At 39.2% G+C, this 23039-nt stretch carries 20 protein-coding genes; 14 read left to right on the forward strand and 6 right to left on the reverse strand.

Going from position 1 to position 23039, the window contains the following annotated elements:
- Positions 1-2 precede the first annotated feature (2 nt).
- From EHQ58_RS06765 to EHQ58_RS06775, 3 genes are read left to right on the forward strand one after another with little or no spacing between them, the layout of a single operon-like run.
- Complete coding sequence (locus EHQ58_RS06765; RefSeq protein ID WP_135623122.1) at positions 3-932, forward strand: hypothetical protein; 930 nt, start codon at positions 3-5, stop codon at positions 930-932.
- Positions 933-967: 35 nt separating this feature from the next.
- A complete protein-coding gene (locus tag EHQ58_RS06770; protein WP_135623123.1) occupies positions 968-1969 on the forward strand; it encodes a sulfate ABC transporter substrate-binding protein in 1002 nt (333 codons plus the stop codon).
- A 47-nt stretch (positions 1970-2016) separates the two neighbouring features.
- Positions 2017-3045: an LLM class flavin-dependent oxidoreductase gene (locus EHQ58_RS06775; protein ID WP_135623124.1), complete on the forward strand. Its 1029-nt coding sequence runs from the start codon at positions 2017-2019 to the stop codon at positions 3043-3045.
- Positions 3046-3064: 19 nt separating this feature from the next.
- On the opposite strand, the gene EHQ58_RS06780 is transcribed toward EHQ58_RS06775, so the two are convergent.
- The gene (locus EHQ58_RS06780) at positions 3065-3940 is read right to left on the reverse strand and encodes a DUF4349 domain-containing protein (RefSeq protein WP_246047203.1); all 876 of its coding nucleotides are present in this window, start codon (positions 3938-3940) and stop codon (positions 3065-3067) included.
- 373 nt (positions 3941-4313) lie between these two features.
- Here EHQ58_RS06780 and EHQ58_RS06785 point away from each other — a divergent pair, with 373 nt between their 5' ends.
- The 5 genes from EHQ58_RS06785 to EHQ58_RS06805 all read left to right on the forward strand — a co-directional run bounded on the left by EHQ58_RS06785 (position 4314) and on the right by EHQ58_RS06805 (position 13871).
- Positions 4314-7922, forward strand: coding sequence for a PAS domain S-box protein (locus EHQ58_RS06785; protein WP_135623125.1), 3609 nt, complete (start codon positions 4314-4316; stop codon positions 7920-7922).
- Positions 7909-9093: an EAL domain-containing response regulator gene (locus EHQ58_RS06790; protein WP_167883554.1), complete on the forward strand. Its 1185-nt coding sequence runs from the start codon at positions 7909-7911 to the stop codon at positions 9091-9093. Before EHQ58_RS06785 ends, EHQ58_RS06790 begins: the two co-directional genes overlap by 14 nt.
- Positions 9094-9216: 123 nt before the next feature.
- Entirely contained in the window at positions 9217-10290 is a 1074-nt protein-coding gene (locus EHQ58_RS06795) for an SMP-30/gluconolactonase/LRE family protein (protein ID WP_167883555.1), read from the forward strand.
- An 8-nt stretch (positions 10291-10298) separates the two neighbouring features.
- Positions 10299-11501 carry an imelysin family protein gene (locus EHQ58_RS06800; protein ID WP_167883556.1) on the forward strand — a complete coding sequence of 401 codons (1203 nt, stop codon included), beginning with the start codon at positions 10299-10301 and terminating at the stop codon, positions 11499-11501.
- Between the two features lie 3 nt (positions 11502-11504).
- Entirely contained in the window at positions 11505-13871 is a 2367-nt protein-coding gene (locus tag EHQ58_RS06805; RefSeq protein WP_135623129.1) for a TonB-dependent receptor family protein, read from the forward strand.
- A gap of 44 nt (positions 13872-13915) precedes the next feature.
- Here EHQ58_RS06805 and EHQ58_RS06810 read toward each other — a convergent pair whose 3' ends face one another.
- The gene (locus tag EHQ58_RS06810) at positions 13916-14905 is read right to left on the reverse strand and encodes a sterol desaturase family protein (RefSeq protein WP_135623130.1); all 990 of its coding nucleotides are present in this window, start codon (positions 14903-14905) and stop codon (positions 13916-13918) included.
- 18 nt (positions 14906-14923) lie between these two features.
- On the opposite strand from EHQ58_RS06810, the gene EHQ58_RS06815 reads away from it, so the two are divergent.
- A complete protein-coding gene (locus EHQ58_RS06815; protein WP_135623131.1) occupies positions 14924-15499 on the forward strand; it encodes a penicillin-binding protein activator LpoB in 576 nt (191 codons plus the stop codon).
- A 3-nt stretch (positions 15500-15502) separates the two neighbouring features.
- Here EHQ58_RS06815 and EHQ58_RS06820 read toward each other — a convergent pair whose 3' ends face one another.
- The 3 genes from EHQ58_RS06820 to loa22 form a co-directional block, all read right to left on the reverse strand.
- A complete protein-coding gene (locus EHQ58_RS06820; protein WP_135623132.1) occupies positions 15503-15919 on the reverse strand; it encodes a hypothetical protein in 417 nt (138 codons plus the stop codon).
- Positions 15920-16002: 83 nt separating this feature from the next.
- Positions 16003-16665, reverse strand: coding sequence for a hypothetical protein (locus EHQ58_RS06825; RefSeq protein ID WP_135623133.1), 663 nt, complete (start codon positions 16663-16665; stop codon positions 16003-16005).
- A 49-nt stretch (positions 16666-16714) separates the two neighbouring features.
- Positions 16715-17281: an OmpA family outer membrane lipoprotein Loa22 gene (gene loa22, locus EHQ58_RS06830; protein ID WP_135623134.1), complete on the reverse strand. Its 567-nt coding sequence runs from the start codon at positions 17279-17281 to the stop codon at positions 16715-16717.
- A gap of 59 nt (positions 17282-17340) precedes the next feature.
- On the opposite strand from loa22, the gene EHQ58_RS06835 reads away from it, so the two are divergent.
- A complete protein-coding gene (locus EHQ58_RS06835) occupies positions 17341-18279 on the forward strand; it encodes an RluA family pseudouridine synthase (RefSeq protein WP_135623135.1) in 939 nt (312 codons plus the stop codon).
- Positions 18280-18312: 33 nt separating this feature from the next.
- Positions 18313-18744: a universal stress protein gene (locus EHQ58_RS06840; protein ID WP_135623136.1), complete on the forward strand. Its 432-nt coding sequence runs from the start codon at positions 18313-18315 to the stop codon at positions 18742-18744.
- 17 nt (positions 18745-18761) lie between these two features.
- Here EHQ58_RS06840 and EHQ58_RS06845 read toward each other — a convergent pair whose 3' ends face one another.
- A complete protein-coding gene (locus EHQ58_RS06845) occupies positions 18762-20039 on the reverse strand; it encodes an adenylate/guanylate cyclase domain-containing protein (RefSeq protein ID WP_135623137.1) in 1278 nt (425 codons plus the stop codon).
- A gap of 190 nt (positions 20040-20229) precedes the next feature.
- Between EHQ58_RS06845 and EHQ58_RS06850 the strand changes: the two genes are divergently transcribed.
- From EHQ58_RS06850 to EHQ58_RS06860, 3 genes are all read left to right on the forward strand, one after another.
- Positions 20230-21669 (forward strand): hypothetical protein, encoded by a 1440-nt coding sequence (locus EHQ58_RS06850; protein WP_135623138.1) that lies wholly within the window; start codon positions 20230-20232, stop codon positions 21667-21669.
- 66 nt (positions 21670-21735) lie between these two features.
- A complete protein-coding gene (locus EHQ58_RS06855) occupies positions 21736-22470 on the forward strand; it encodes a TerC family protein (protein WP_425460477.1) in 735 nt (244 codons plus the stop codon).
- An 88-nt stretch (positions 22471-22558) separates the two neighbouring features.
- Positions 22559-23038: a DUF1569 domain-containing protein gene (locus EHQ58_RS06860; RefSeq protein WP_167883557.1), complete on the forward strand. Its 480-nt coding sequence runs from the start codon at positions 22559-22561 to the stop codon at positions 23036-23038.
- Position 23039: the final 1 nt, after the last annotated feature.

Here is a 23039-nt window from a genome sequence, read left to right on the forward strand (position 1 = left end):
AAATGAATCGATCTAGAAATCTAGTAGTATTAATTATGATCTTAACCGCAAATTTTTATAATTGTAATGAAAAAAAAGAAAAAAATTTAAACGAGTATGGTGAGTACCTGAGATTATTACAAAATACTTCCAGTGGGAATTGTGCTGTGATTGAGAAAACAGAAACCGAAGCAGGTAAAATTGTTTACAATGCACAGGCTAGCGTAGTTGGATCAGGAAGGTGTCGTGAAAATAATTTCTTTTCCTTTTCGACCAATGCGGAAGAAACGATTTCAAAAGTGGCAGCTTATTATAACAGCATGACTCTCGTATTCAATAACTACTCTGATTGTTCAGAAATCGTAAAAACAGCGTTGGCTGCTCGGGAACAAATTACGGTTACTTCGATCTCTGAGGGTGCCAAAAATAGCACGACTGGATGCGTGAAAGTGGTACCAAAAGTTTATTTTTGCAAGGATTCCGAGAGTTTGACTTCACTTAGCAATCGCTATAGATATCTTTCGATTGCAAATGCTAAATCCGATATGCGCATCAATTATGATAGCACTGTCTCCATCAATGCTGTCACGAATAAAGCACTAGATTTGAAATACGAGGATGTTCCTCTTGGAAATCTCAGGATTGCTTCGGCTGCGGAAATCGCTTTGTTTGAAGGAGCAGAGTCAAATTCTCTTGTGTCAGCTACATTTCAGGATGCTGCTTGTTTTAAGAAAATCATTCTGGGAAACACGACATTAAAGACTGCTTTCAGTAAAATTCCGACAGTACAAGAATTTTTCAAAGAAGAAATCAACGTTTCCGATCGAAAGGCAGTGACAGAAACGATAACCCCCAATCTAGCATGTCGCTATGGTAGCGAAGTGACAGAGTTACCTGCGATTGGCACTACAGCGGCCTTGGGAATTTGTCCTGCATCATATCCCGTATTTTAAAGGATCTAAATTTTAAATCACTAAAGGAAATCAAAATGACAAAATTTTTAAAAAGAGTAACACTTTTCTCTCTTCTTTCTCTTCAAACGATAGGACTGATAGCAGGGGACCTAAGCCTGTTAAATGTATCTTATGATCCAACTCGTGAACTTTATGCAGAGTATAACAAAATGTTTGTGGACTATTGGAAAGCAAAGACTGGTGAAGAGTTAAAAATCAAACAATCTCACGGTGGAAGCGGCAAACAAGCAAGATCCGTCATTGATGGACTGGAGGCGGACATCGTAACGCTTGCCCTCGCTTACGATATAGATATCATTGCTTCGAAAGGACTAATCTCACGTGATTGGGCTAAATCGCTTCCCAACAATAGCACGCCTTATACTTCGACCATTGTATTTGTGGTCAGAAAGGGAAATCCGAAAAAGATTAAAGATTGGGATGACTTAATCAATCCGAATATCGGTGTCATTACTCCCAATCCAAAAACAAGTGGCGGTGCTCGCTGGAATTATTTAGCCGCATGGTCATTTGCTGATAAAAAATTTAACAAAGACAAGGCGAAAGTGATGGCGTTTATGAAGACACTTTTTAAAAACGTTCCTGTACTTGATTCTGGAGCACGAGGTTCAAGTACAACCTTTGCGAAAAATGAAATAGGTGATGTGCTACTCACATGGGAAAATGAATCTTTTTTAATACTTGATGAATTCGGTAAAGATAAATTTGAAGTCGTCTTTCCTTCCAGAAGTATTCTCGCAGAGCCTCCGGTAGCACTTGTAGAAACAAATGCCCAAAAGCATAAAACTTTAGAAGCATCGAAGGCATATTTGAAATCCCTATATTCTGAGCCCGCTCAAGAAATCATCGCCAAACATGGCTACCGACCACGGAGCGCGACCGCATTCAAAAAGTATGAAACCAAGTTTCCAAAAATTGAAATGGTAACAATCGATGCAGATTTTGGCGGTTGGGTGAATGCCCAAAAGGATCATTTTGCAGATGGAGCTTCCTTCGATCAAATTTTTGCAAAATGAGGATCTGTTTCTCCTATTTTTTTTAGTCTGATGAATAGGTAGATACCATGACTCCATTGGCAGACGTCCCCTTTTCCATATTAGATCTATCTCCCGTGGTTGCGGGAGATTCTGTTTCGGATGCGTTTCAAAATACTGTTCGGCTCGCTAAATTAGCAGAGGAATTGGGATACAACCGATTTTGGCTGGCGGAACATCACAATATGCCTGGCATCGCAAGCTCAGCCACAGCCGTCTTGATCGGACATGTCGCAAGCCACACCTCCATGATCCGAGTGGGATCTGGAGGGATCATGCTACCAAACCATGCGCCGCTTGTTGTCGCAGAACAATTTGGAACGCTCGCATCCCTCCATCCAAATCGAATCGACTTAGGGATCGGTAGGGCTCCTGGAACAGACCCCGAGACCACTCTCGCACTGAGACGTCAGCCCACATCTTTAGGACAAGAGTTGCCAGCACTACTCAAAGAATTACGCTCTTATTTATCTCCACCTTACCCTGGTCAGAGGGTGAGGTCGATACAGTCAGAAGGAAAAGAGATTCCGATTTGGCTTCTTGGATCTAGTGGCTACAGTGCAGAACTTGCAGGGAGACTCGGTTTACCCTTTAGTTTCGCTGGACATTTTGCACCCGAGCAAATGATGTATGCCATCGATCTCTATCGTCGTGTATTTACTCCTTCAGAACATCTAGAGAAACCTTATGTGATGATGGGAGTGAACCTTCTCATTGCAGATAGTGTTGAAGAAGCAAATGAATTAGCTAGCTCTCAAATATTAAGTTTTTTAAGTCTATTAAAAGGTGCACCAAGGCAAATGGAACCGCCGAAACCTGAATCCTTAAAACATTTAAATTTACAGGAACAGGCATTTCTCCATCAAAGATTACAATCCTCCATCTTTGGTGATAAGGATTTAGTTACAGAAAAAATATCCGAATTGTTGGGTAGAACACATTCCGATGAACTCATTTTTAATACGATGGTTTACGATTTCGATGTCAGATTGGAATCCTATCGGATACTTGCTGACATCGGAAACTTGAGACTTGATCCATCGCCAAGCATCGGCTAGATGCACCTTCGATAGAATTCTATTTTTTTCTATATCGACTGTAAAGTTGATTCAGGTAATAGCCGATCGTAGCGAAAACAGCAAGGCAGGGCAGGATCCAAATCAGATAATACGTGAGCTCTAAAAAAAGATTCAAAAGGCCTATGAATGCATTCTTGTAGGCAGGAATTTGAATGGCATCTGATGGCGTGGGTGTGGTATAGCTGACGTTTATAGTTGCCCATTTCACTCTATCCGTGATTTTCCAAGTTTCCTGTTCCGCTAAATCCAATTGGTCTTCACTATTCGAGACAGAATCCTCTACCTGTTGCCAATTCTTAGCTCCAGCCGTAATTTGCCCGCTAGCCAAATTCCTTCGGCGTTGTCTTACAGTTTCACGACTGGCCTTTCGTTTCTGCCAAACCATAACTTCCGTATGATCCGTAGTTGAAATATCTTCTGATAACAAAAGTCCCAATTTATCTAAGTCTTGTAAGGCGTCATATAAAGCATTAGCTGATACATGGATTTTTGCCGTCATAAAAGGTGACGTACTATTGACTGCGGAGCTTGATTCCAGATAACCATATTTCGAGATAAAGACTAATAGCTCTTTTCTCGTTTTGATTAAATCATTACAGTGATAGGATAACTGGATGTTATATTCTAGTAGTCTTTCTTTACTTGTATTGATGGGTGAAAATACTTTACCTAACTGATTTTCCGGCTTTTGTTCGATTGGAATCGGAGTGGATTCTCCAGATATAGATAATGTTGATTCGTCCGTGACGGGACTTACGACTGGTGATGCCTTTCTGGAAGCAAAAGATTCCTCCTGCGTTTCACTTGGTTGCTCTGCGTTCTTCCCACAAGACAGAATTAAGAAGAGAATCATCAAAATAAGCTTTAGTTTCAAAAAGATGCTCCGAATTTAAGTACCTATACTAATGATAACAATCACGGAGATTAAATTTTCAGCAGGTATGAGAATATTTTGCCTGCGTTAAAAAATAATCTGTGTGATTAAAGCGATGAAAATTTAAACTAACCTTTATCATATTTTTCTAACTTTGTATACTCAAATTTCCAGCTTTCTTTTTTTTTAGTTTAGACTACTAGTCTAAATCCCAAATTAAAAACAATTCCAACAAATAGATTAACTCTTATTATGTGATTTCTTTTCTGTCTTTTGACAAATAGATTTGATTATAATTGTAATGCAAAGTATCATTCAGTATAATCTCTTTTAGAAAGAAACCCATGCATCTTTCTATCAATGAAGAAAGCAAATGAAAAACAAATTAATACGAATCCTACTCGTCGAGGATGAGGAGATCATCGCACTTCAACAAAAAAGAAGTTTAGAGAACGAAGGTTATGTTGTCCTTCATTTTCACGATGGCGAATCGGCGGTAGAATACTGTAAAACCCATGCTACTGACGTCGATTTGATACTCATGGATATTGATTTAGGTGAAGGGATTGATGGAACAGAAACAGCTATCCAAGTCTTAAAAACTCAGGAAATACCGATTATCTTTGTCTCATCCCATTCAGAAAAGGAATTTGTCGAAAAAACGGATTCGATTCCAAACTACGGTTATGTCATCAAAGGTTCAGGAAGTTTTGTCATCGAAGCAGCCATCAAAATGGCATTAAAACTATCCACCGCAATAAAAGAAAAAAATCAAATCAATCATAAACTTTCAGCAACACTAGATGCGTTGCCCGATCTTATTTTTGAAGTCGGCCTCAGTGGAACCTATTACGATTTTCACACACCGCGAAATGATCTCTTGTATATTTCGCCCGATGAAATTTTAGGAAAGAATATCTCCGATGTATTGCCCAAAGCGGCCGCAGAAACGGGGATGAAAGCAATCTTAGAGGCATCAACCTCTGGCAGTTCGATCGGTCATCAAATCGAATTAGAAGTCCCCGCGGGACCAAGGTGGTTTGAGCTGTCTGTGGTTCGAAAAAAAGACTCGGATGGCGAAGAACCCAAATTTATAGTAGTTTCCCGAGATATCACCATAAACAAGTTAGCCGAAAAAAAGATCACTCGATTAAATCATGCATATACTGCGCTCACTCATTGCAATCAAGCGATTGTTCATAGTAAGACAAGACAGGATCTTTTTGACCAAATCTGTCAAAACTTGGTAACGAATGGTGAAATGACCACTGCCTGGATCGGAATCATAGATGAATTCACAGGGAGAATCGAACCGAAAGCACATTCAGGCAAGGGCTCAGAATGGTTGAAAGAAATTACGCTCACAAATCAGTTACAACATCCGTTTGGTCTTGGTACTATTGGGAATAGTATCAGAAATCAGGAAGGTTTTTTTTGCCAAGATATGAGTGCTGATCCAAGCTTTTCCGATTGGCGCGAACATTCCAAGACGTACCAGTGGTCGTCTGTCGCAGGAGTTCCATTAGTAGAAGGAGGTAGAGTCATCGGTGTACTTTTGGTTTTTTCTTCCGAGAGAAATGCATATGATGACGATATAAAAAATCTTCTGAATGAGATGGCAGCAGATATCGGCTATGCACTTGATAACTTTACTCTAAATCAATCTAAGGAAGCAGCTGAAATTTTTATTCGCACCTTAACGGATATTTTACCTAGTATGTTAGGCTACTGGACGGTGGAATTAAAATGTCGGTTTGCCAATAAAGCTTATATCGATTGGTTTGGAAAAAATCCAGATGAAATCATCGGAGTGGGAATCGAGGAAGTTTTAGGAGAGGTTCTGTTCCAAAAGAATGAATCATATATAAAACAAGTTCTTTTAGGCATTCCTCAAACTTTTGAGAGAACGATTGTCAAACCAAATGGAAAGATTGGATATACTCTCGCCCAATACATTCCTGACCTTAGAAACGGCATCGTGATCGGCTTCATTGCTTTGGTTACGGATATCTCAGTAGAAAAATTATCTGAAATTGCCCAACATAAAGCAGAACATCTTTCCCGAGCAACCTTAGATGCACTCAGCGCGCATATCGCAATATTAGACGAGGAAAGTAGGGTCATCTACGTCAATCAGGCTTGGAAAGATTTTGCCGATACCAATCAATTGCATTCTGCCAATTATTCTATTGGAATGAATTATATTGAAATCTGCTCTTCCACAGAAGGACCGTTCGCTGAAGAATCGGAATCGTTTTTAAAGAGTCTGCAAGATGTAATGGATGGAAAGTTGGAAGATTTTTCTCTTGAATACCAATGCCATAGTCCCATAGAAAAACGCTGGTTTGTCGCCAGAATCACGAAATTTAAAGGGGATGGTCCTGTAAGAATCGTGGTAGCTCACGAAAATATCACAAAACGAAAACTGGCCGAGTTTGGTTTAATCGAAAATGAAGCAAAGTTCAAAACGATATTAGAACATATTGTCGATTCCGTCATTATCATTGATATCGAAGGAAATATCCGTATGGCAAACGAGTCAACGGTAAACATGTTTGGCTATGGATTGAGAGAACTTACCGGTAAAAATATTAAAATTTTAATGCCTACTCCCTTTCGAGAAGAACATGATACCTATCTATCCAACTACCATTCCACAGGGATCAAAAAAATCATAGGAAAAGGAAGAGAAATCTCTGCATTAAAAAAGAACGGAGAAGTATTTCCCATCGATCTATCTGTATCAGAATGGATGTTTGAAGGTGAAAAATTTTTTACAGGTATTGTGAAAGACATCACTTACAAAAAGTCGATGGAATCGCATTTAAAACAATCTCAAAAACTGGAAGCTCTCGGCCAAATCTCCGGTGGCATTGCACATGATTTTAATAATATCTTAGCCATTCTTATGGGAAATTTAGAACTAATTGCTAGGAAAATTCCGATTGAGGATTTGAAAGTGAGAAGTAAGATCGATGCTTCCTTGCGAGCAGTTGATCGCGGCTCTCAGCTAACAAAAAAATTATTATCCTTCGCTAGGAAACAAGCCTTCTCTCCTCAAATTTTTGATTTAAATGAAGTGATTAGGGATAATGAAGAAATGTTAGCGAGGGTAATCGGGAAGGAAATTGAAATCCAAGTTGAAACTTCTGCCGAGCCTTTGCTCGTTAGTTTAGATAAAAATGAACTCCAAAATGTAATCTTAAATTTAGCCATCAATGCTCGAGACGCGATGGATCATGCGGGAACACTTACACTACGAACGGAAAGATCCAATAAATTTTTTGATCCAGAAAATAACATACCCAGTGAAAATGAAAAACTCTTTGCGGAGTTGACCATTCTAGATACTGGTTCAGGCATTCCAGAAGAGATTAAGGAGAAAATTTTTGAACCCTTTTTCACAACGAAGGCAAAAGACAAAGGCACAGGTCTTGGGCTATCTCTCACTTACGGTTTCATGAAACAATCCGATGGTTTTATCAAAGTTTATTCAGAACTCGGAAAAGGAACATGTTTTAAATTATTTTTTCCTTTAACAGAGGATATGTTATCTTCTAATGAGAAGAAAGTCATAGAAAAAGAGGACGCTCGAGATAACACAAAAAACAAAAACTTTACGGTCTTATTGGTTGATGACGAACTTCCTATGCTAAAAATTGCTGCTTATATTTTAACAGATCTTGGCTATCAGATTTTCACTGCCGCCAGTAGCCTGGAGGCAATGGAACAACTGAGAATACATAAAATAGATCTGATCATCACTGATATCATTATGCCTGGTGAGACTAACGGGATAGCTCTAGCAAAATTTGTCCAAACAAACTATCCGCAATTAAAGATCATATTATCATCTGGATTTCCAGGCCATTTGCATGAAAAGGAATCCGCAGATCTTCGAAGTTTTACTTTCATCGAAAAACCGTACCGCATCAAAGAGTTTGAACAAAAAGTTTGGGAAAAATTATATGATAAAATTTAATAAAGCAATCATCATTGATGATGACATTGATATTATCGATATCATTGAACCCATTTTAGAAGAAATAGGCTTCATTTCGATTCAGAAGATCGTGCAATCAGCAGACATTCAAAAGATTTATAAAGATGATATCGATTTGATCATACTTGATTTATTTATGCCCGAAATGGACGGTGTTGAAATCCTACGTTATTTGGGAGAAAAAAGTTCAAAATCTCACATCGTATTGGTGAGTGGCCATAGCAAACAAGTGTTAGCAAGCGCTGAACAAGTTGCAAAAGCATACGGATTAAATATTTTGGGCACGATCACCAAACCTTTTTCCATCAATACTTTATTTGAATTGATTCGGAAGTTTAATGAAATCCCAGACAAAGTTAAAAAAATTGCCATTCCTGCAGATGAATTTACAATCGAATTTTTTAAAGAAGCGTTTTCCGAAAAATATTTCCAACTCTATTACCAACCTCAGCTTGATTTAAAAAAAAAGGAAGTGAGTGGTTTTGAATCTCTAATCCGAATCAACCATCCAAAATTCGGACTCTTGTTTCCAGATCAATTTTTACCAATTATCGAAAAGCTAGGCCTCATGACGGAAATGACAATGTTTGTGATCTCAGAAGCCATATCCTTCTTAGGTGGACTGAAGAAAAAAGGATATGAGAAAAGTATTTCCATTAACATAAGTATACTTGATCTGCTTGATACGAGTCTTCCCGAACAAATTGAACATCTAGCAAAAAAATATGAGATCAATCCAAAATTCATTATGATTGAACTCATCGAGACAGGAAAAATTGGCAACAATCCTCGTTGCCTCGAAATTTTAACAAGGCTTTCTATGAAAGGCTTTAGTCTCTCGATAGATGATTTCGGTACTGGGTACTCTTCTTTAGAACAACTTGTGAATGCACCGTTTGATGAATTAAAAATCGATAGAAGTTTTGTTTTAAATCTATCCGACAAGCGAGAATCTAGAACCATCATTGAGTCCGTTGTTGCACTGGCGCATAATATATCGTTAAGTGTAGTCGCCGAAGGGATCGAGACGAAAGAGATAGCAGGGATACTCGCAGACATTGGTGTCGATCGAGGCCAGGGTTATTTTTTTAGTGTTCCGATCCCTGCAAAGTCTGTAGAAGGTTATCTCACGAATTTTACCTTCGCATAGTTGTTTTTACCTTTGTTTTGAAAGTATTTTTTCTTAATAAAATTTGACAAGTGAGCCTTCTAAAAAAGACTTGAAATGAGAATCAATCTCATCTTTAGAAAGAATATAAAAATGCGGAACACCATGGCTCACCAACTCCCTACAAAATCCAAAATCTTGTCTCTTTTCCTAATCATTTTACTTATCGAGTGCCAACCACAAGAGAAAAACGACCAAGTTTCTCTGCTAGCCGCCATTGCTTTGGCAAGTGGTACTACTTCTGTGGTAACGACTCTTTCTGTCTCAGGATTTAGTAAACCCGAGGCCATAGGAGTCAATTCTGCTGACGGAACACTTTATGTGGCAGACACGACCAACAAACAAATTAAGAAAATTACCAAAGAAACCGAGGTGACCGTATTTTTGGATACGAATGGACTCGCAAGTTACCCACTCAACAATCCAGAGGGAATCTGTGTGGATGCATCTGGCAATGTGTTCGTAAATAATACCAAAAACCATAATATCATTCGCATCACATCAGCAGGTTCCGCCTCCATTTATGCAGGGGGAAACGCAGTTTCTGGAACAACAAATGGCGCAGGCACAACGGCTCGTTTTTTTGAACCTGAAGGGATTTTCTGTGGCTCATCTAACACGTTCTATGTGGCAGACGTGGACAATAACCAGATACGTAAAATTTCAGATACTGCTGCCAACGTAACACTTTATGCAGGTTCATCAGCAGGTACTTCTGGTTTTATCAATGGACAAAGCACCGATGCGAGATTCTATAACCCTAAGGGAATCACAGCGGATAGCTCTGGCAATGTTTTTGTTGCTGACAATTTAAATCATGTCATCCGAAAAATCTCTACCGCTGGTGATGTAACCACTTTTGCTGGTTCGTCAGCGGGAACGGCAGGAAATGTAGACGGAACGGGAACCGCTGCAAGATTTAACAAACCATATGCACTGACCATTGATAGTTCTAATAATGTCTATGTTTCTGATTCAAGCAATCATTCTATACGAAAAATTACTCCCGCAGGAGTAGTAACCACGGTTGCGGGGAACGGTGTTGCCGGTAGTGCAGACGGATCCGGAACAGCTGCCTCCTTTAACGATCCAAGAGGAATTACTTATGACAGCACGAACAAGGTTATCTATGTTAGCTGCGCGGGTGATAACAAAATCAGAAAAATTACTAATCCGTAATTTCAAAAGTGAAATTAATTTCTATTACCATAAAGATAAATTCTTTTAATATTTTATTAATAGGTTTATCTTTTGTTTTTTTAACTATAGGAAACTGTACTCGTAATCGTACAGAGATTACATTAGAATCCCTGCTCAATGGATCGTTGTACACAACATCACGAACCTATGATACAACGGCTATTTTTTCAAACTTAGGAAACAACGTCATTCTTGCAGGTTACACTTCTCTCTCAAATGAAGCAACTACCTTTAAAACCGCTGCCGATAGCTACTCTCAAAACTGTGCTAATACGACCGCTTTGCAAAATTTACAAGACCTTTGGAAAGTCAACTTTACAAAACTTAAGAGCATTGAAATTGTACAGTTTGGGCCAGCTGTGCAAGGTGGGTATTATGAAACCATTGATCCTTGGCCAACTTCCTATCTCTCTAATCCCGCTGATACCTCGGCTATCAATGAGTTTATCGTAGGTTCAACGACTATAAATACATCTAACATTGCCTCACTCAACAAACTGGCAAAGGGTTTGCCTGCCATTGAGTATCTTTTATTTGACGATGGAACAGGAAATTCGAGTCTGATTTCGATTTGCAATAACTTAACGGGACGCAGGTTATCATTCCTTGTTTCCTTAATTTCAGATTACGCAACAAATGCAGGATCATTAAAGAACGCTTGGTCTGAAACTGGTGGAAATTTTTTAAAAGAGCTCACCTCCGCAGGACTGGGCAGTAGCTTCTTTGAAACTAAAAAACTAGCACTAGATTCTCTTATCACTCAAATGGTGACTGTTCTCAATAATTTAGTCGATAAAAAACTCGGCTACCCATCAGGACTCAATATCGCCTCTGGTGGAACAATTCGCGCCTCAGCAATTGAATCTCGTTATGCGGATGCTTCGATGGATGGGCTTGTTGCAAATTTAGTTTCGCTCCAAGTTTTTTATACAGGAAATGGAGGGGCCGGGATATCCGACTACGTTCGCGCTACAAATCCTATACTAGATCGTAAGATTATTTTCCAGATAGAAGAAGCTATCTCAAAATCAAAACAGGTATCTAACCTCCGTATATCTCTCACTTCGAATGATCTTTCAAAAATTCGCGATGCTTATGAAGCCATACGAGCTTTAAGAATTACCTTAACTACAGATTTATCTGCACTTTCGGGTACAGGAACGAGTACCGTTACTGGGGACGGAGATTAGGCAATGATACTGAAGCTAAATTTGCAAATTGCTTTCCTTCTCTTTCTGTTTCCACTGGCTCTCTCCTCCCAGGAACCGAAAAAAAATCAGGAAACCAAACCACTTACGGAAGAAGAGAAAAAGAAAATTGAAAAGTTTGAGGATTATTCTTCCACGAAAGGCCAGATCAATGTCATAGGTAGCAACAAAGACTCACTCAAAAAAATTCCTGGTTCGGCAACCGTAGTGTCAAAAAAATTCTTAGAGGAAACACAGCCAGTAGATGCGATGGAAATCTTACGAAGAGTTCCTGGAGCCTCCATACGCTTCCAAGATGCCGCCGGTTTAACACCAAACATTGGTTTTAGAGGAGTCAGTAACGAAGAATCTCGTAAAACTTTGATCCTCGAAGATGGAATTCTAACATCTCTTAGCCCGTATGGCCAACCCGAAAGTTATTATGCGCCACAAATTGACCGGATGCAGAGAGTCGAAATCATCAAAGGTTCCGGTTCAATCCTTTTCGGACCATCAACCATCGGCGGGATCGTCAATTTTGTCACACGACGCCCACCCGCGACGCCTACTTTCTCGAACAAGAGCATCGGTGGCGAGAACGGATATATGTCAAACTTTGCACAATATGGCGGAATGTTTGGTAAAACCGGAATCGATGTTTCCTACTTACACAAACAAGGTGATGGTTTCAGGGATTACCAGGGTTTTAAGTTAGATGACGTATCCGTAAAAATCATCCATGAGATCAATGAAAAACACTCTGTTACCTTTAAGCTGGGGTATCAAGTACAAGATGCACAATCAACTTACTTGGGCCTCTCCCAAGGTTTGTTTTGGAAAAACCCCCGAATCAATCCTGCGGCTTATGATAGAAAGTATCTGAACCGAAACTCTGCAGTCATCGGACACGAGTATACAATTTCGGAAAACACAAGGCTCATAACAAGAATCTATACAAACAACGCTGTTAGGAATTGGCAACGACAAGACTTTGCGTACAATAACTTAAATACATTCGGAGAACCAGCTCAACCACCTAGCGATAACTTTGCGACATTTAGCCCAGGAATCATCGGAGTTCGGCCAGGCGATGTCATTTATATGCGAAACTCAACTCCGTTAAGGAACCAAAATTTTGCTACGACTGGTATCGATGTTAAACTAGAGACCGAGTTTAAAACTGGCGAACTCAAACACGAGGTTGATGCTGGTATACGAGCACATCTTGAGAAGAACAGGGTGAGTACAGAGTCGGTTCCGTATCCAAATTTAAAAGACGGCTTCCCGTATAGCCAACAAGACCGAAATGCAAAGGCATACTCGATTTACGCACAAGATCGAATCAGTCTCACGGAAAAATTTAAAATCATCCCTGGCGTTAGATACGAATGGATCGAGCAAGGCGTATATAACAAACGTAGATATGCGACTAACCAAGATGTAACAAATCGATTAGCGACAAAAACGGGCGATATCTTGTTTGTGAACCAGGGAAACGAAAGTTATACGAAAATTCTCCTGCCAGGTATTGGAACTACGTACGATTTAACCGATACCTTTACATGGTTCACAGGAGTCCATAGGGGATTTTCTCCTCCCACCTACGGAACAGCTGTCAGTCCTACGGGAACAGACTACCGTCTCAAAGCAGAAACATCCATCAATTATGAAACAGGACTTCGTGGCGATCTGACAAACTATCTTTATGCAGAAGTAGTCGGGTATGTGATGTATTTTAGGGATCAAATCATCAATACAAATGAGATCGGCGGTGATGTGGGAACCAGGCCAGTAAACAGTGGTAAGTCGATTCACCGTGGAAGTGAAAATACAGTTACCTTCGATTTTGGTAAATTTTTTGGATGGTCGTGGAATGTTCCATTAGATTTAATTTACACGTATACAAATGCAAAATCGCTCACTTATACACCGTTTCCATACGTGACAAATGCTGATGGCACCACTCAACTTGTAAATCGTCCAGCATTTACCTTGGATGAGAAAGGACATTTGATGAATAACGATACAAACGGGAACCAACTACCCTACGTGCCAATGAATGTCTATACTGCTTCTCTTGGGGCCAGTCATCGAAATGGTTATTACATCCGAGGTGAATACCAGTACGTTGATCGTCAATATTCTGATCTCACCAACTCACCAAACGAGAGTACAGATGGAAACAGAGGGATCATCCCTGCCGTGGGTCTCGTCAATGCTTCTCTCGGTTATAAAGATCCTGTCAAAAAATGGTCTATTTTTGTGACTGGAAAAAACCTTCAAGACAGAGAGTATGTCTCGGGAAGACTACCGATCGGAATCCAGCCAGGGCCATTTCGACAAATCAATTTTGGTGTAAGTTTTGAGTTATAAATTTAAAAACCGATGTATTTAATTCTGAAATGCAAAAATCCATATTAGGTTCTATTTTTTAACTTCCTCATTACTTTTAGAAACGGCATATAGAAAATCCTAAAGAGATTGGTAAAATCTTTTCCGTTTTCATCCTCTGCCAGACCAAAAATGAGTTCTTCTTTTGCTGTGGGAATATATAAGGTCCCATAAAAATAATCCCAAAATCCAAAAATAGCGCCTAAATTTTTATCAAGGTGCTTTGGACCAATGCTGTGATGGATTTGGTGTTGAGCTGGACTTAGCAAAATATAACTCAATGTCTTTGGAAAATTCAACCAAACATGAGTATGTCGAAGGTTGCTATACAGATGAAATAAAAAGAGTCCAAAGTTGACTCCCGCTAAGGTGTACATGGTGATCCCGGGAAAGAACAAAACGAAAACTCCTGTTACAATACCAGTGCTGATCCCACTCAGTGTATTTAAAAGGAGGCTCTCTATTGGATGGATCCGGTAAACGGTGAAGGGATTCAGAGTCTTTGCCGAGTGATGGAATTTATGAAATTCCCAAAGAACTTTATATTTATGTTCCAGACGATGGATATAAAAGCGACTAAAGTCATAGGCACATAGAAAGATAAACGTATAGATTATCTGAATCCATACCGTGGAACCCAGATTGAATGTTCCCACTAAGGATTGTAAAGTTGAAAATGTAAGGATGGAAACTGATAAGGAAGTGATAACAAAGTAAGATAGAAATGATGTATATAGAATTGTTTCTACAAAATAATACACATAATCAGTAATAGAAGAAGGATGTTTCCAATGCGCGAAATCAAAAGATTCGCGAAGCACATTGCTCATGGTTAATTGTTTGTTTTTCCAAAGAGAGAGTAAGATAGTTAAAAAACCAAGCACAAGTGCACTCAATAGATATAACCATGAGAGTCTTCCGGTGGTTTTTAAAATGTTTAAGATAGGAAGTGCTAGAACATCTAAAAACGAACTGAGCAAAGAACTGAAAGGAAAATGCTCGATTTTTAAATCCATAGAATCTAAACTAATGCTATGAAGCTTTTTGTCCGCGTCAATATCCTTATCCTTATTTCGATTTTCTTTACCTCAGGATGCCGGTCGGTCACCTATGCAGATCCGAGTCACGTACAAGGAACAAAACAATGGGGAGTCAAAGAAGTCAGAGAGACTTCCGAGAGTATGGTTAACTCACTCTCAAATCATTATTTTACAGAAATCAAAAACGGTTATTTCGAATGGGAACGATTTAAGAACAATACCTCGGAACACATTGATACCGATCTCATCAGCAATGAAATCTCAACGGGACTTGTCAAAAGAAATGTCCCGTTTGTAGACACGAGACTTCGTGAAAATTCCAGTAAAGAAGTCAGTTTTGGTCAAACAGGTATGGTAAATGGTGAAACCAGAGTCGCCATCGGAAAATTTAAATCTCCATCGCATGCATTAAAAGGCGAGTTAAATGATTTAGTAAATTACGAGAGTGGTAAAAAGATTCAGTATATTGTGGTAACATTAAGATTAATCAAATTGGATTCCACCAGAGTAGAATGGATGGAACAATCAAAGTTTTTAAAAATAAGCACCGTCGAAGGATATGGACTTTAAACTTTATTTATCAGTGTCTGAGAAAAATCCATACTGGATCGGTATTTTTCCAAAAGGTTTCACGATACGAATCGACTTCGCCTTACTATTGCTAATCGGAATATCTATTCTCTTTGTATGAGAGGGCGTAATCCAAATGTATTCTGGTAAAAAACGAACATAACGATATTCTTTAGATGTATCTAAGTCTTCTTTGATATTTTTGGCTGTCCCTTCGATTGCGACTTTACTCCATTCCGCGCCTTTTACTAAACCAAAGACCATGATCGCTAATCCAATCGCCCCTAGCTCATTTATATTATTGGTAACCCCGAGATACGTTAATCCTCCTCCTGCGGCGATAATAAGTGAGCTTGCTACTATTATCGCAGTAATTTTTACTCCACCTTTCGCTCCTTCTTTAAGAGCCGATGCCGACATTCTCTGAAAGTATTTTGAATCCTCGATTAGCTCATGTATGGAATTATCTCTCGTTAAATGCCTCTGATTCCATGAATATGTTGTTAATTCAGGTTAGGCTTTGTTTTAATTACTGGCTCTGCACCGGGTCCGCCAAAAATAAGTGTAAATCCAGCAGGAGCCACTTTCATATTCGAAAGAGAACGTAAATTTTTGTTTTCTGGGGCAAGGATGGATGCTTTCTTAAAATCAACTCTTGCTTCCTCCCAGTTGCCGCAAGACAACCAGAGACTGGCTAAAAGTACACGCAAAGTAGGGTCATCAAACTGACCTTCGGCACTCCATTCGCCTGACAATAAATTGCCCGCGTAACGAGCCTCAATCGCGGCTTTTTCAAATTGTTTATCTCGAGCAAAATACAAACCAAGAAGGATATGCATATAAATGATTTCTGCTTCGGACGCATAATATCCTTCACCAGTTTCTAAATAAAAAAACGATCTTAATTCCCTAGAAGCACTAAACCTAAGCCGCTCTTTGCTAGTTTCCGCCAATTCTGCTAGATCGGAATAATCAAACTTATCCTTTAAGAAACCGATATGTGCCTTTTCCAATGTTGTAATAAATTGCCCAGATTCTCCTGATGGAAATCTCTCAAAAGCCAATTCTGGATTTGTGTCTGCCCAAGCATCTTTTGCTCCTTGATAGTCTTTGCGAACAAGAAGGCTTTTACAATTCAGAAGAGAAATAATTAAAAAAAAACCCACAAAGATTGTGGGCTTTTTAACAAATCTTAGTCGAAACAAAAGATTTTTATTATTTTGCTACAACTTGAAAAGTCACTCGTCTATTGATCGCATCTGTTTCTGAAAATCCAGAAATAGGTGCAGAAGAACCAGCAGCTTTTGTTACAATTCTGTCTGCAGGAATGCCTTGTTTTACGAGAGCATCTTTTACAGCATCAGAACGAATTTGTGAGTAATAGCTATTTCCTTTTTTTCCGCCCTCAGCTTCTTCTGGACCAGATGCATCAGCATGTCCGATGATTTGGAGAGCATATTCAGCCGGAAGTTTGTTCAAAGCTTCTTTAATATAAGCAACGTTATCTTTTGCCCAAGTATTAAAATCTTCCTTTTGGATGTCGGCTTGCTTGTATGCAAAACCTCTCTTACGAGCACCGTCTGGATAGCGGTAATCTTTAAGAGCTGTGTTGATTTCATCCAACATAACTAAACTCATGTCCCGGTTAGCGACCGTATCAGTAGTAGTAGTGGATGTAGTTTCTGGAGCTGGTTCCGTTTTTGGTTCTGTAGAAGAACAATTTACGATTATGAGAGAAATACCAGCGATGATTGCGAGATTCGAAAGAATTGCTTTTTTCATCAGTTGACCTACCTTATACTGTCCATAGTTTAGTTCTTTTCACTAGATAACAACCGAAAATGCAAATAAATGTCACCGTTTCTGAAGATTACACGGATTCCAGGCTAGATGTTTTCCTAAAAGAAAATGCTGGCGATGATCTTTCTCGCTCTACCGTCCAAAAATGGATTGATTCTGGATTTGTCACAGACATTGCTACGGGCAAGTCCATTCAGAAAAACGGATACCGTGTCACACCTGGGGAAACCTTTTCGATTCTGATACCACCGAGACCAGCCTCCCGCCTCGATCCCATCCCTATGGATATCCCCATTCTTTATGATGAGGAGGAATTTATGGTCATCCACAAGAAACCAGGCATTGCTTGTCATAGTGGGCCAGGAGATGACCAACCTTCCCTCGTCAATGGGCTTCTCTATCAATTCAAACAACTCTCCAGCGTTGGTGGCGAACGTAGGCCGGGCATTGTCCATCGATTGGACAAACCGACGGAGGGGGCACTCGTGATCGCCAAGTCGGACAGAGCACATGCAGCTCTTTCAAAAATGTTCCAAGACCGGAAAGTGAAAAAACAATACAATGCATGGGTTTTACAATCTCCCGTCGAAGCACAAGCAACGATTCGTATGCCTATCGGTCGAAACCCGGTGGAAAGGATTAAAATGTGTGTGAGGGAAGATGGACGTGATGCCATTACACATTACAAAACCGAAGAGATCATTCAAACACAAACTGGTAGAAAGTTTTCTTTTCTTTCCGTAGAGATCGAAACAGGAAGAACGCACCAAATTCGTGTTCACCTACAAAAAATTGGATGCCCTGTGGTTGGAGATAGTTTATATTCTAAATCCGCCAAGGAATATGCCCAATATGGTATGTTACTATTTGCACGGAGCATTCAATTTCCACACCCATTCCAAGAAGGTAAAGTCATAGATATCGAATTGGAACTACCGGAAAGATTTAAAACGTTTGCGAGAAAATGTAAAAGCTATTGATTTCTTTACCAGATGAGTTAGATTAGATTTAACATGGAAAAATTGATACGCAAAGTTTTAGTTCCCGTAGATGGATCAGAAAGTTCCAAGCGCGCACTCGAGATGGCACTCGCCATTGCACAAGCGAGTAAAGCAGAGTGCATTGTCCTAGAGGTAATTGAAGATTTTGGACCTCTTCCTGGTTATTATGATGCGGCTCCTGCAGGAAAAGACCGAGTCAAATGGATATCAGAACAAAGATTTGAAAAAGTGCATCCAGCCTTAGAGAGTACCCAAGTCAACTGGAGAAGGGTCGTTGTGGAAGGTTACCCTGCGGAAGAAATCATCAATGTCTCCGAGTCAGAAAAGGTTGATATGATCGTCATGGGAAGTCGAGGTCATGGAGTCATCGGAAGATTTTTAGTGGGAAGTGTTTCCGATCGGGTTGTGCACCATGCTTCCTGTAGCGTAACGGTTGTAAGGTAATACTCCTCTGATTATATTTATAGAACTTGATATATATTTACAGGATTGTCTTTACCTCTTAGATGGATCTCTCCTAAAGAAACAAAGTTGTATTCAGACATGATATTTGCTCTTAAACTTTCTGAAATTAAGATATCAGCTCCATATTCCTTACAGAGAGATTCCATCCGACTTGCTACATTGACCGTGTCTCCGATGACTGTGTATTCTAAACGTTCGCGAGTTCCTATATTTCCGACAATGACTTCCCCGTAGTTGATAGCAATTCCATGAGTTAATTCTGCTTTTCCGGCTTTGTTCTGTTCGGCGTTAAACTCTTTCAAAGCTGTACGCATATTTAAGGCTGCAGATAATGCATTTTCAGCATCAAGGGATGTTGTGGTGGGTGTTCCAAATGTGGCCATGATCGCATCTCCAATATATTTATCAAGAGTTCCATTAAACTTAAACAACACCTCTACCATTCGAGAATGGTAACGAGATAATAATTCGACAACTTCTTCTGGCGAAAGTGACTCGCTCAATTTTGTAAAGCCTCGAATATCACAAAACATGACTGCCACTTTCGACCTTGTTCCGCCAGGCTGAAAGAAATTATCATCTGCTGCCGTTATCTTGTCGGCGATACCTGGTGAAAAATAACGCTGCATTTGTGCTTTATCTTTTTCTAGACTCACCGCTTTTCTAACGGTTGTTCGTGCGATCCAAGTAAGAAAGGTAAGCGCCATACTTCCAAAAAAAAAAGGGATAGCAACATGTACTACAAAGTAAAGAAAATAACTAACCTTATCCGAAAGAACATGTTCATTAAACGTCTTCGTATTCATATCTCCCGCAATGGAAACAGCAAACACAAAAAAGCCTATTTGGCCGATTGTAAATACGATGCCAACAATTGCTGGGTAAATCGGTTTTAAGGCAAAACTATTCAGAATCATCAAGCCGACACTGAATGTATAAATCGAAGACTTCAACAGGAAGGCTGGAGTAACGGAAGTGCCGCCTACCGCCAAGTACCAGATAATGACTAAGATCGTTAATGACAGTCCATCCAGTAAGGCACTTAAGGTTCCGACTAAAGTAAGTAACTTCTTTTGTCGGATTAGAAAAAGAAAAAGACAAATCATAGTGATGACAAAAAAGAATGTAAGACTGGCATACATTCTTTCAAAATGATTGGCTTCCGGAGAAAAACTTCCTCCTAGCATTGTGAGGAAAAAAAATATCTTTAATAAGAAGGAGATACGAAGTCCCTCGTATTCTCTTTCAAGTAATAATTCGTCAGTTTTTGTCATGCCTTTAGGAACGTATCCCTCTCGCCCTTTTTCAAAATCAATAATTGATTCATCTGCCAAAATGATGGATTGTCCACTGAATTTTTTTGGAACCTTTTTTTCAAATCTGCCAATTTTTCAAATTCGTAAAAAGATTTGCTGTTGATCTTCAATGCCTGAATGAAACACCTTGGGTGATCCTTCAACAATGATGTTACTCTTACGACTTCTATTTCTGGCGCTATTATTTTGGTTTTTACAACCTTCCTTTGATGCCATTTATTACTATCACTTTGGTGAAGTGACAAACAGTGATGCCCTTTATCCTTATTTGTTTGTTAAGGATTTCAATCTCTCTCACACTTTAGTGAATGGCTGGGTTACTCCACCTTCACATTGTTTGTTTCCTGATTTGATCGTCATCTATATCCTTTCCAAATTCACTAGTAACATTTACTTGATCCACTTTGGATTTGCATTTTTCTGTTTTTTTTCCGTAATTTTTCTGCTTAGAGCATTAGGCCATTCGAGGAGCGTTGGACTTGTCGCAGCTTTACTCTTTCTCAGGATCGGAGAGATGTTCCCTCAAAGCTGGGGTCAATTTTTTCTACCTTCCTTTCATGGAACCGAATTTTTATTACTTGGAGTTTCTTTAAATATCCTTAAATTTAAGGAGACATTATCGTATAGACGTTCTCTCTTATTGGGCTTTGTTTTCGCACTCTCGGTTTACTCTGAACTTTGGTTTTTGGTACATTCATTTTTACCACTAACCCTTGTTTGTTTGGTTAGCGAACGCATACGACCAAACAAAATCCTAACTGCTGTTGCGTCTGGAGCCTCTTTTTATTATATATTTCTATATTTTCAAAGACAAACGGGTATCGGCTCCTATCTTCCCAAACAATTTCCCTTAAAGGAATCCTTAAAAGATGCCTATACCTCCTTATCCCAAAATCCAGGAGATTTTTTTGGTCAACTTTTTAGTTTGTCAAAAAATTTGCCAGGGAACGATTTCCTCCTCCCACTATTCGCGATTTTATTTTTCTTAACAATTTTTCAGAGCCTAAAATACAGAAATCAGCTAAAATTTTTGATCTTACCGTTTGGATTTTTATTAAGCTTAATTTTCGTTATGATTAGCAAAATTGAACCAAATGCACGTTATTTTTATTTTTTACCTCTATCTTGCGTCTCTTTATTCTTTTTTCAACTACAAGCAAAACCAAAAATGATGAAGCTAATTTCCTACATTTTCCTGATAGGGCTAATCTTTGTTTCGCATCGTTATTGGACCTCCGAATCAATTCAGGCAAAGATCAATTCTGGTAAAAATTTGCAGGAGCAAAGAATTAGCTGTGCCATAGAAACGCTTTCGCAATGGGGAATTTCACCCGGCGCCGCGACATATTGGCCAACTAAATACTTGCGCGCGTTTAGTGACGCCAAATTACAACTTGTCCCTTTTACACCGGAAGGCATTTATTACCCTTGGGTGCATAATTTAAATTGGGACAAATCACATCCATCCCTTCTACCGAATGCTTTCAAATGGGGGATTGCTGTACCTGGTCAAAATCAACTTTTTGGAAGGACCGGGATCGAAAACATTGTCTGTTCCGATTGGTTGCTAATGCGTATTTCCAAGTAGGTGTATTTTTTTTTGTAGATTTTTATCAATTTCTTTTGGATGCTATGGTTCAAAGGAACTTCCATGATAGAACTATTCTCAGACCCTACCGTTTGGGCTGCCCTCATTACGCTCACTGGCTTAGAGATCGTACTCGGTATCGATAATATAATATTCATTTCCATTCTCTCGTCACGTCTTGCCAAAAACCAGCAGAAAAGTGCCCGCCAGGTAGGTCTTATTCTTGCCATGCTAACGAGAATTATGTTACTTTTTTCACTTTCCCTGATCATGAAATTAACAGAGCCTTTCTTCACAATCCTTGGACACGCGATCAGTGGACGGGACTTGATTTTGATTGTCGGAGGACTCTTTCTAATCGGGAAATCCACGACAGAAATCCATCATAAATTGGAAGGGGAAGCAGAATCCTCAGAGAGTGAAAAAAAGAAGGTTACATTTACGAATGTGATCATTCAGATCATGATTCTGGACATTGTCTTTTCCTTAGATTCTGTTATCACTGCCGTAGGTATGACAGATAATTTACTAATCATGATCACCGCAGTTGTCTTGTCAGTAGGATTTATGTTACTGGCAAGCGGAGGAATTTCCGACTTTGTCGATAGACATCCTACAATCAAAATTCTCGCTCTTAGCTTTCTAATATTGATCGGACTAGCACTCGTTGGCGAAGGGATGGAGATGCATATACCAAAAGGATATATCTATTTTGCTATGGCTTTTTCTATCGCGGTAGAATTCCTAAACATGAAAGTTAGAGGGTCGAGCAGCAAACCCGTAGTTTTAAAAGGTAAATAGCATGAAAAGGCAAACGTTTTTAAGAAAATTTATATCCTTAACATCGTTTGTCTTTCTTCCATCACTTCTAAGGTCGCAGGAAAACAATATGTCAAAAGATAATTTTTCGAATGAATTAGAGAATGCCAAGTCATTGAAAGAGTTATCTCAAGTTTTAACAAAACTAAGAGAGGCAGAAAAAAATTTAGCGATCGATGGAACTTGGAGTTTGGGAACTGTTTTTTCACATTGTGCCCAAAGCATTCAATATTCAATCAATGGCTACCCTGATATGAAATCTACTCTATTCAGAAGTACGATTGGAAGCGCGGCCTTTGCCGTCTTCTCTCTACGCGGAAAGATGAGACATGGTCTGGAAGAACCGATTCCCGGATCGGAAAAGCTTGATCTCCAAATTCCATTTTCAACCGGACATAAAGAACTTTTGGAAGCTATCGCTTATTTTGAAACTAAAAAATCTGAAGATCTGAAGCCTCATTTTGCATATGGAAACTTAAATAAAGAAGAATATGATCAGGCACATGCACTTCATATTAAAAATCACTTTGAAAGAATTACTTTTATTTGAG

Source organism: Leptospira ognonensis, from assembly GCF_004770745.1.
Taxonomy (GTDB): domain Bacteria; phylum Spirochaetota; class Leptospiria; order Leptospirales; family Leptospiraceae; genus Leptospira_A; species Leptospira_A ognonensis.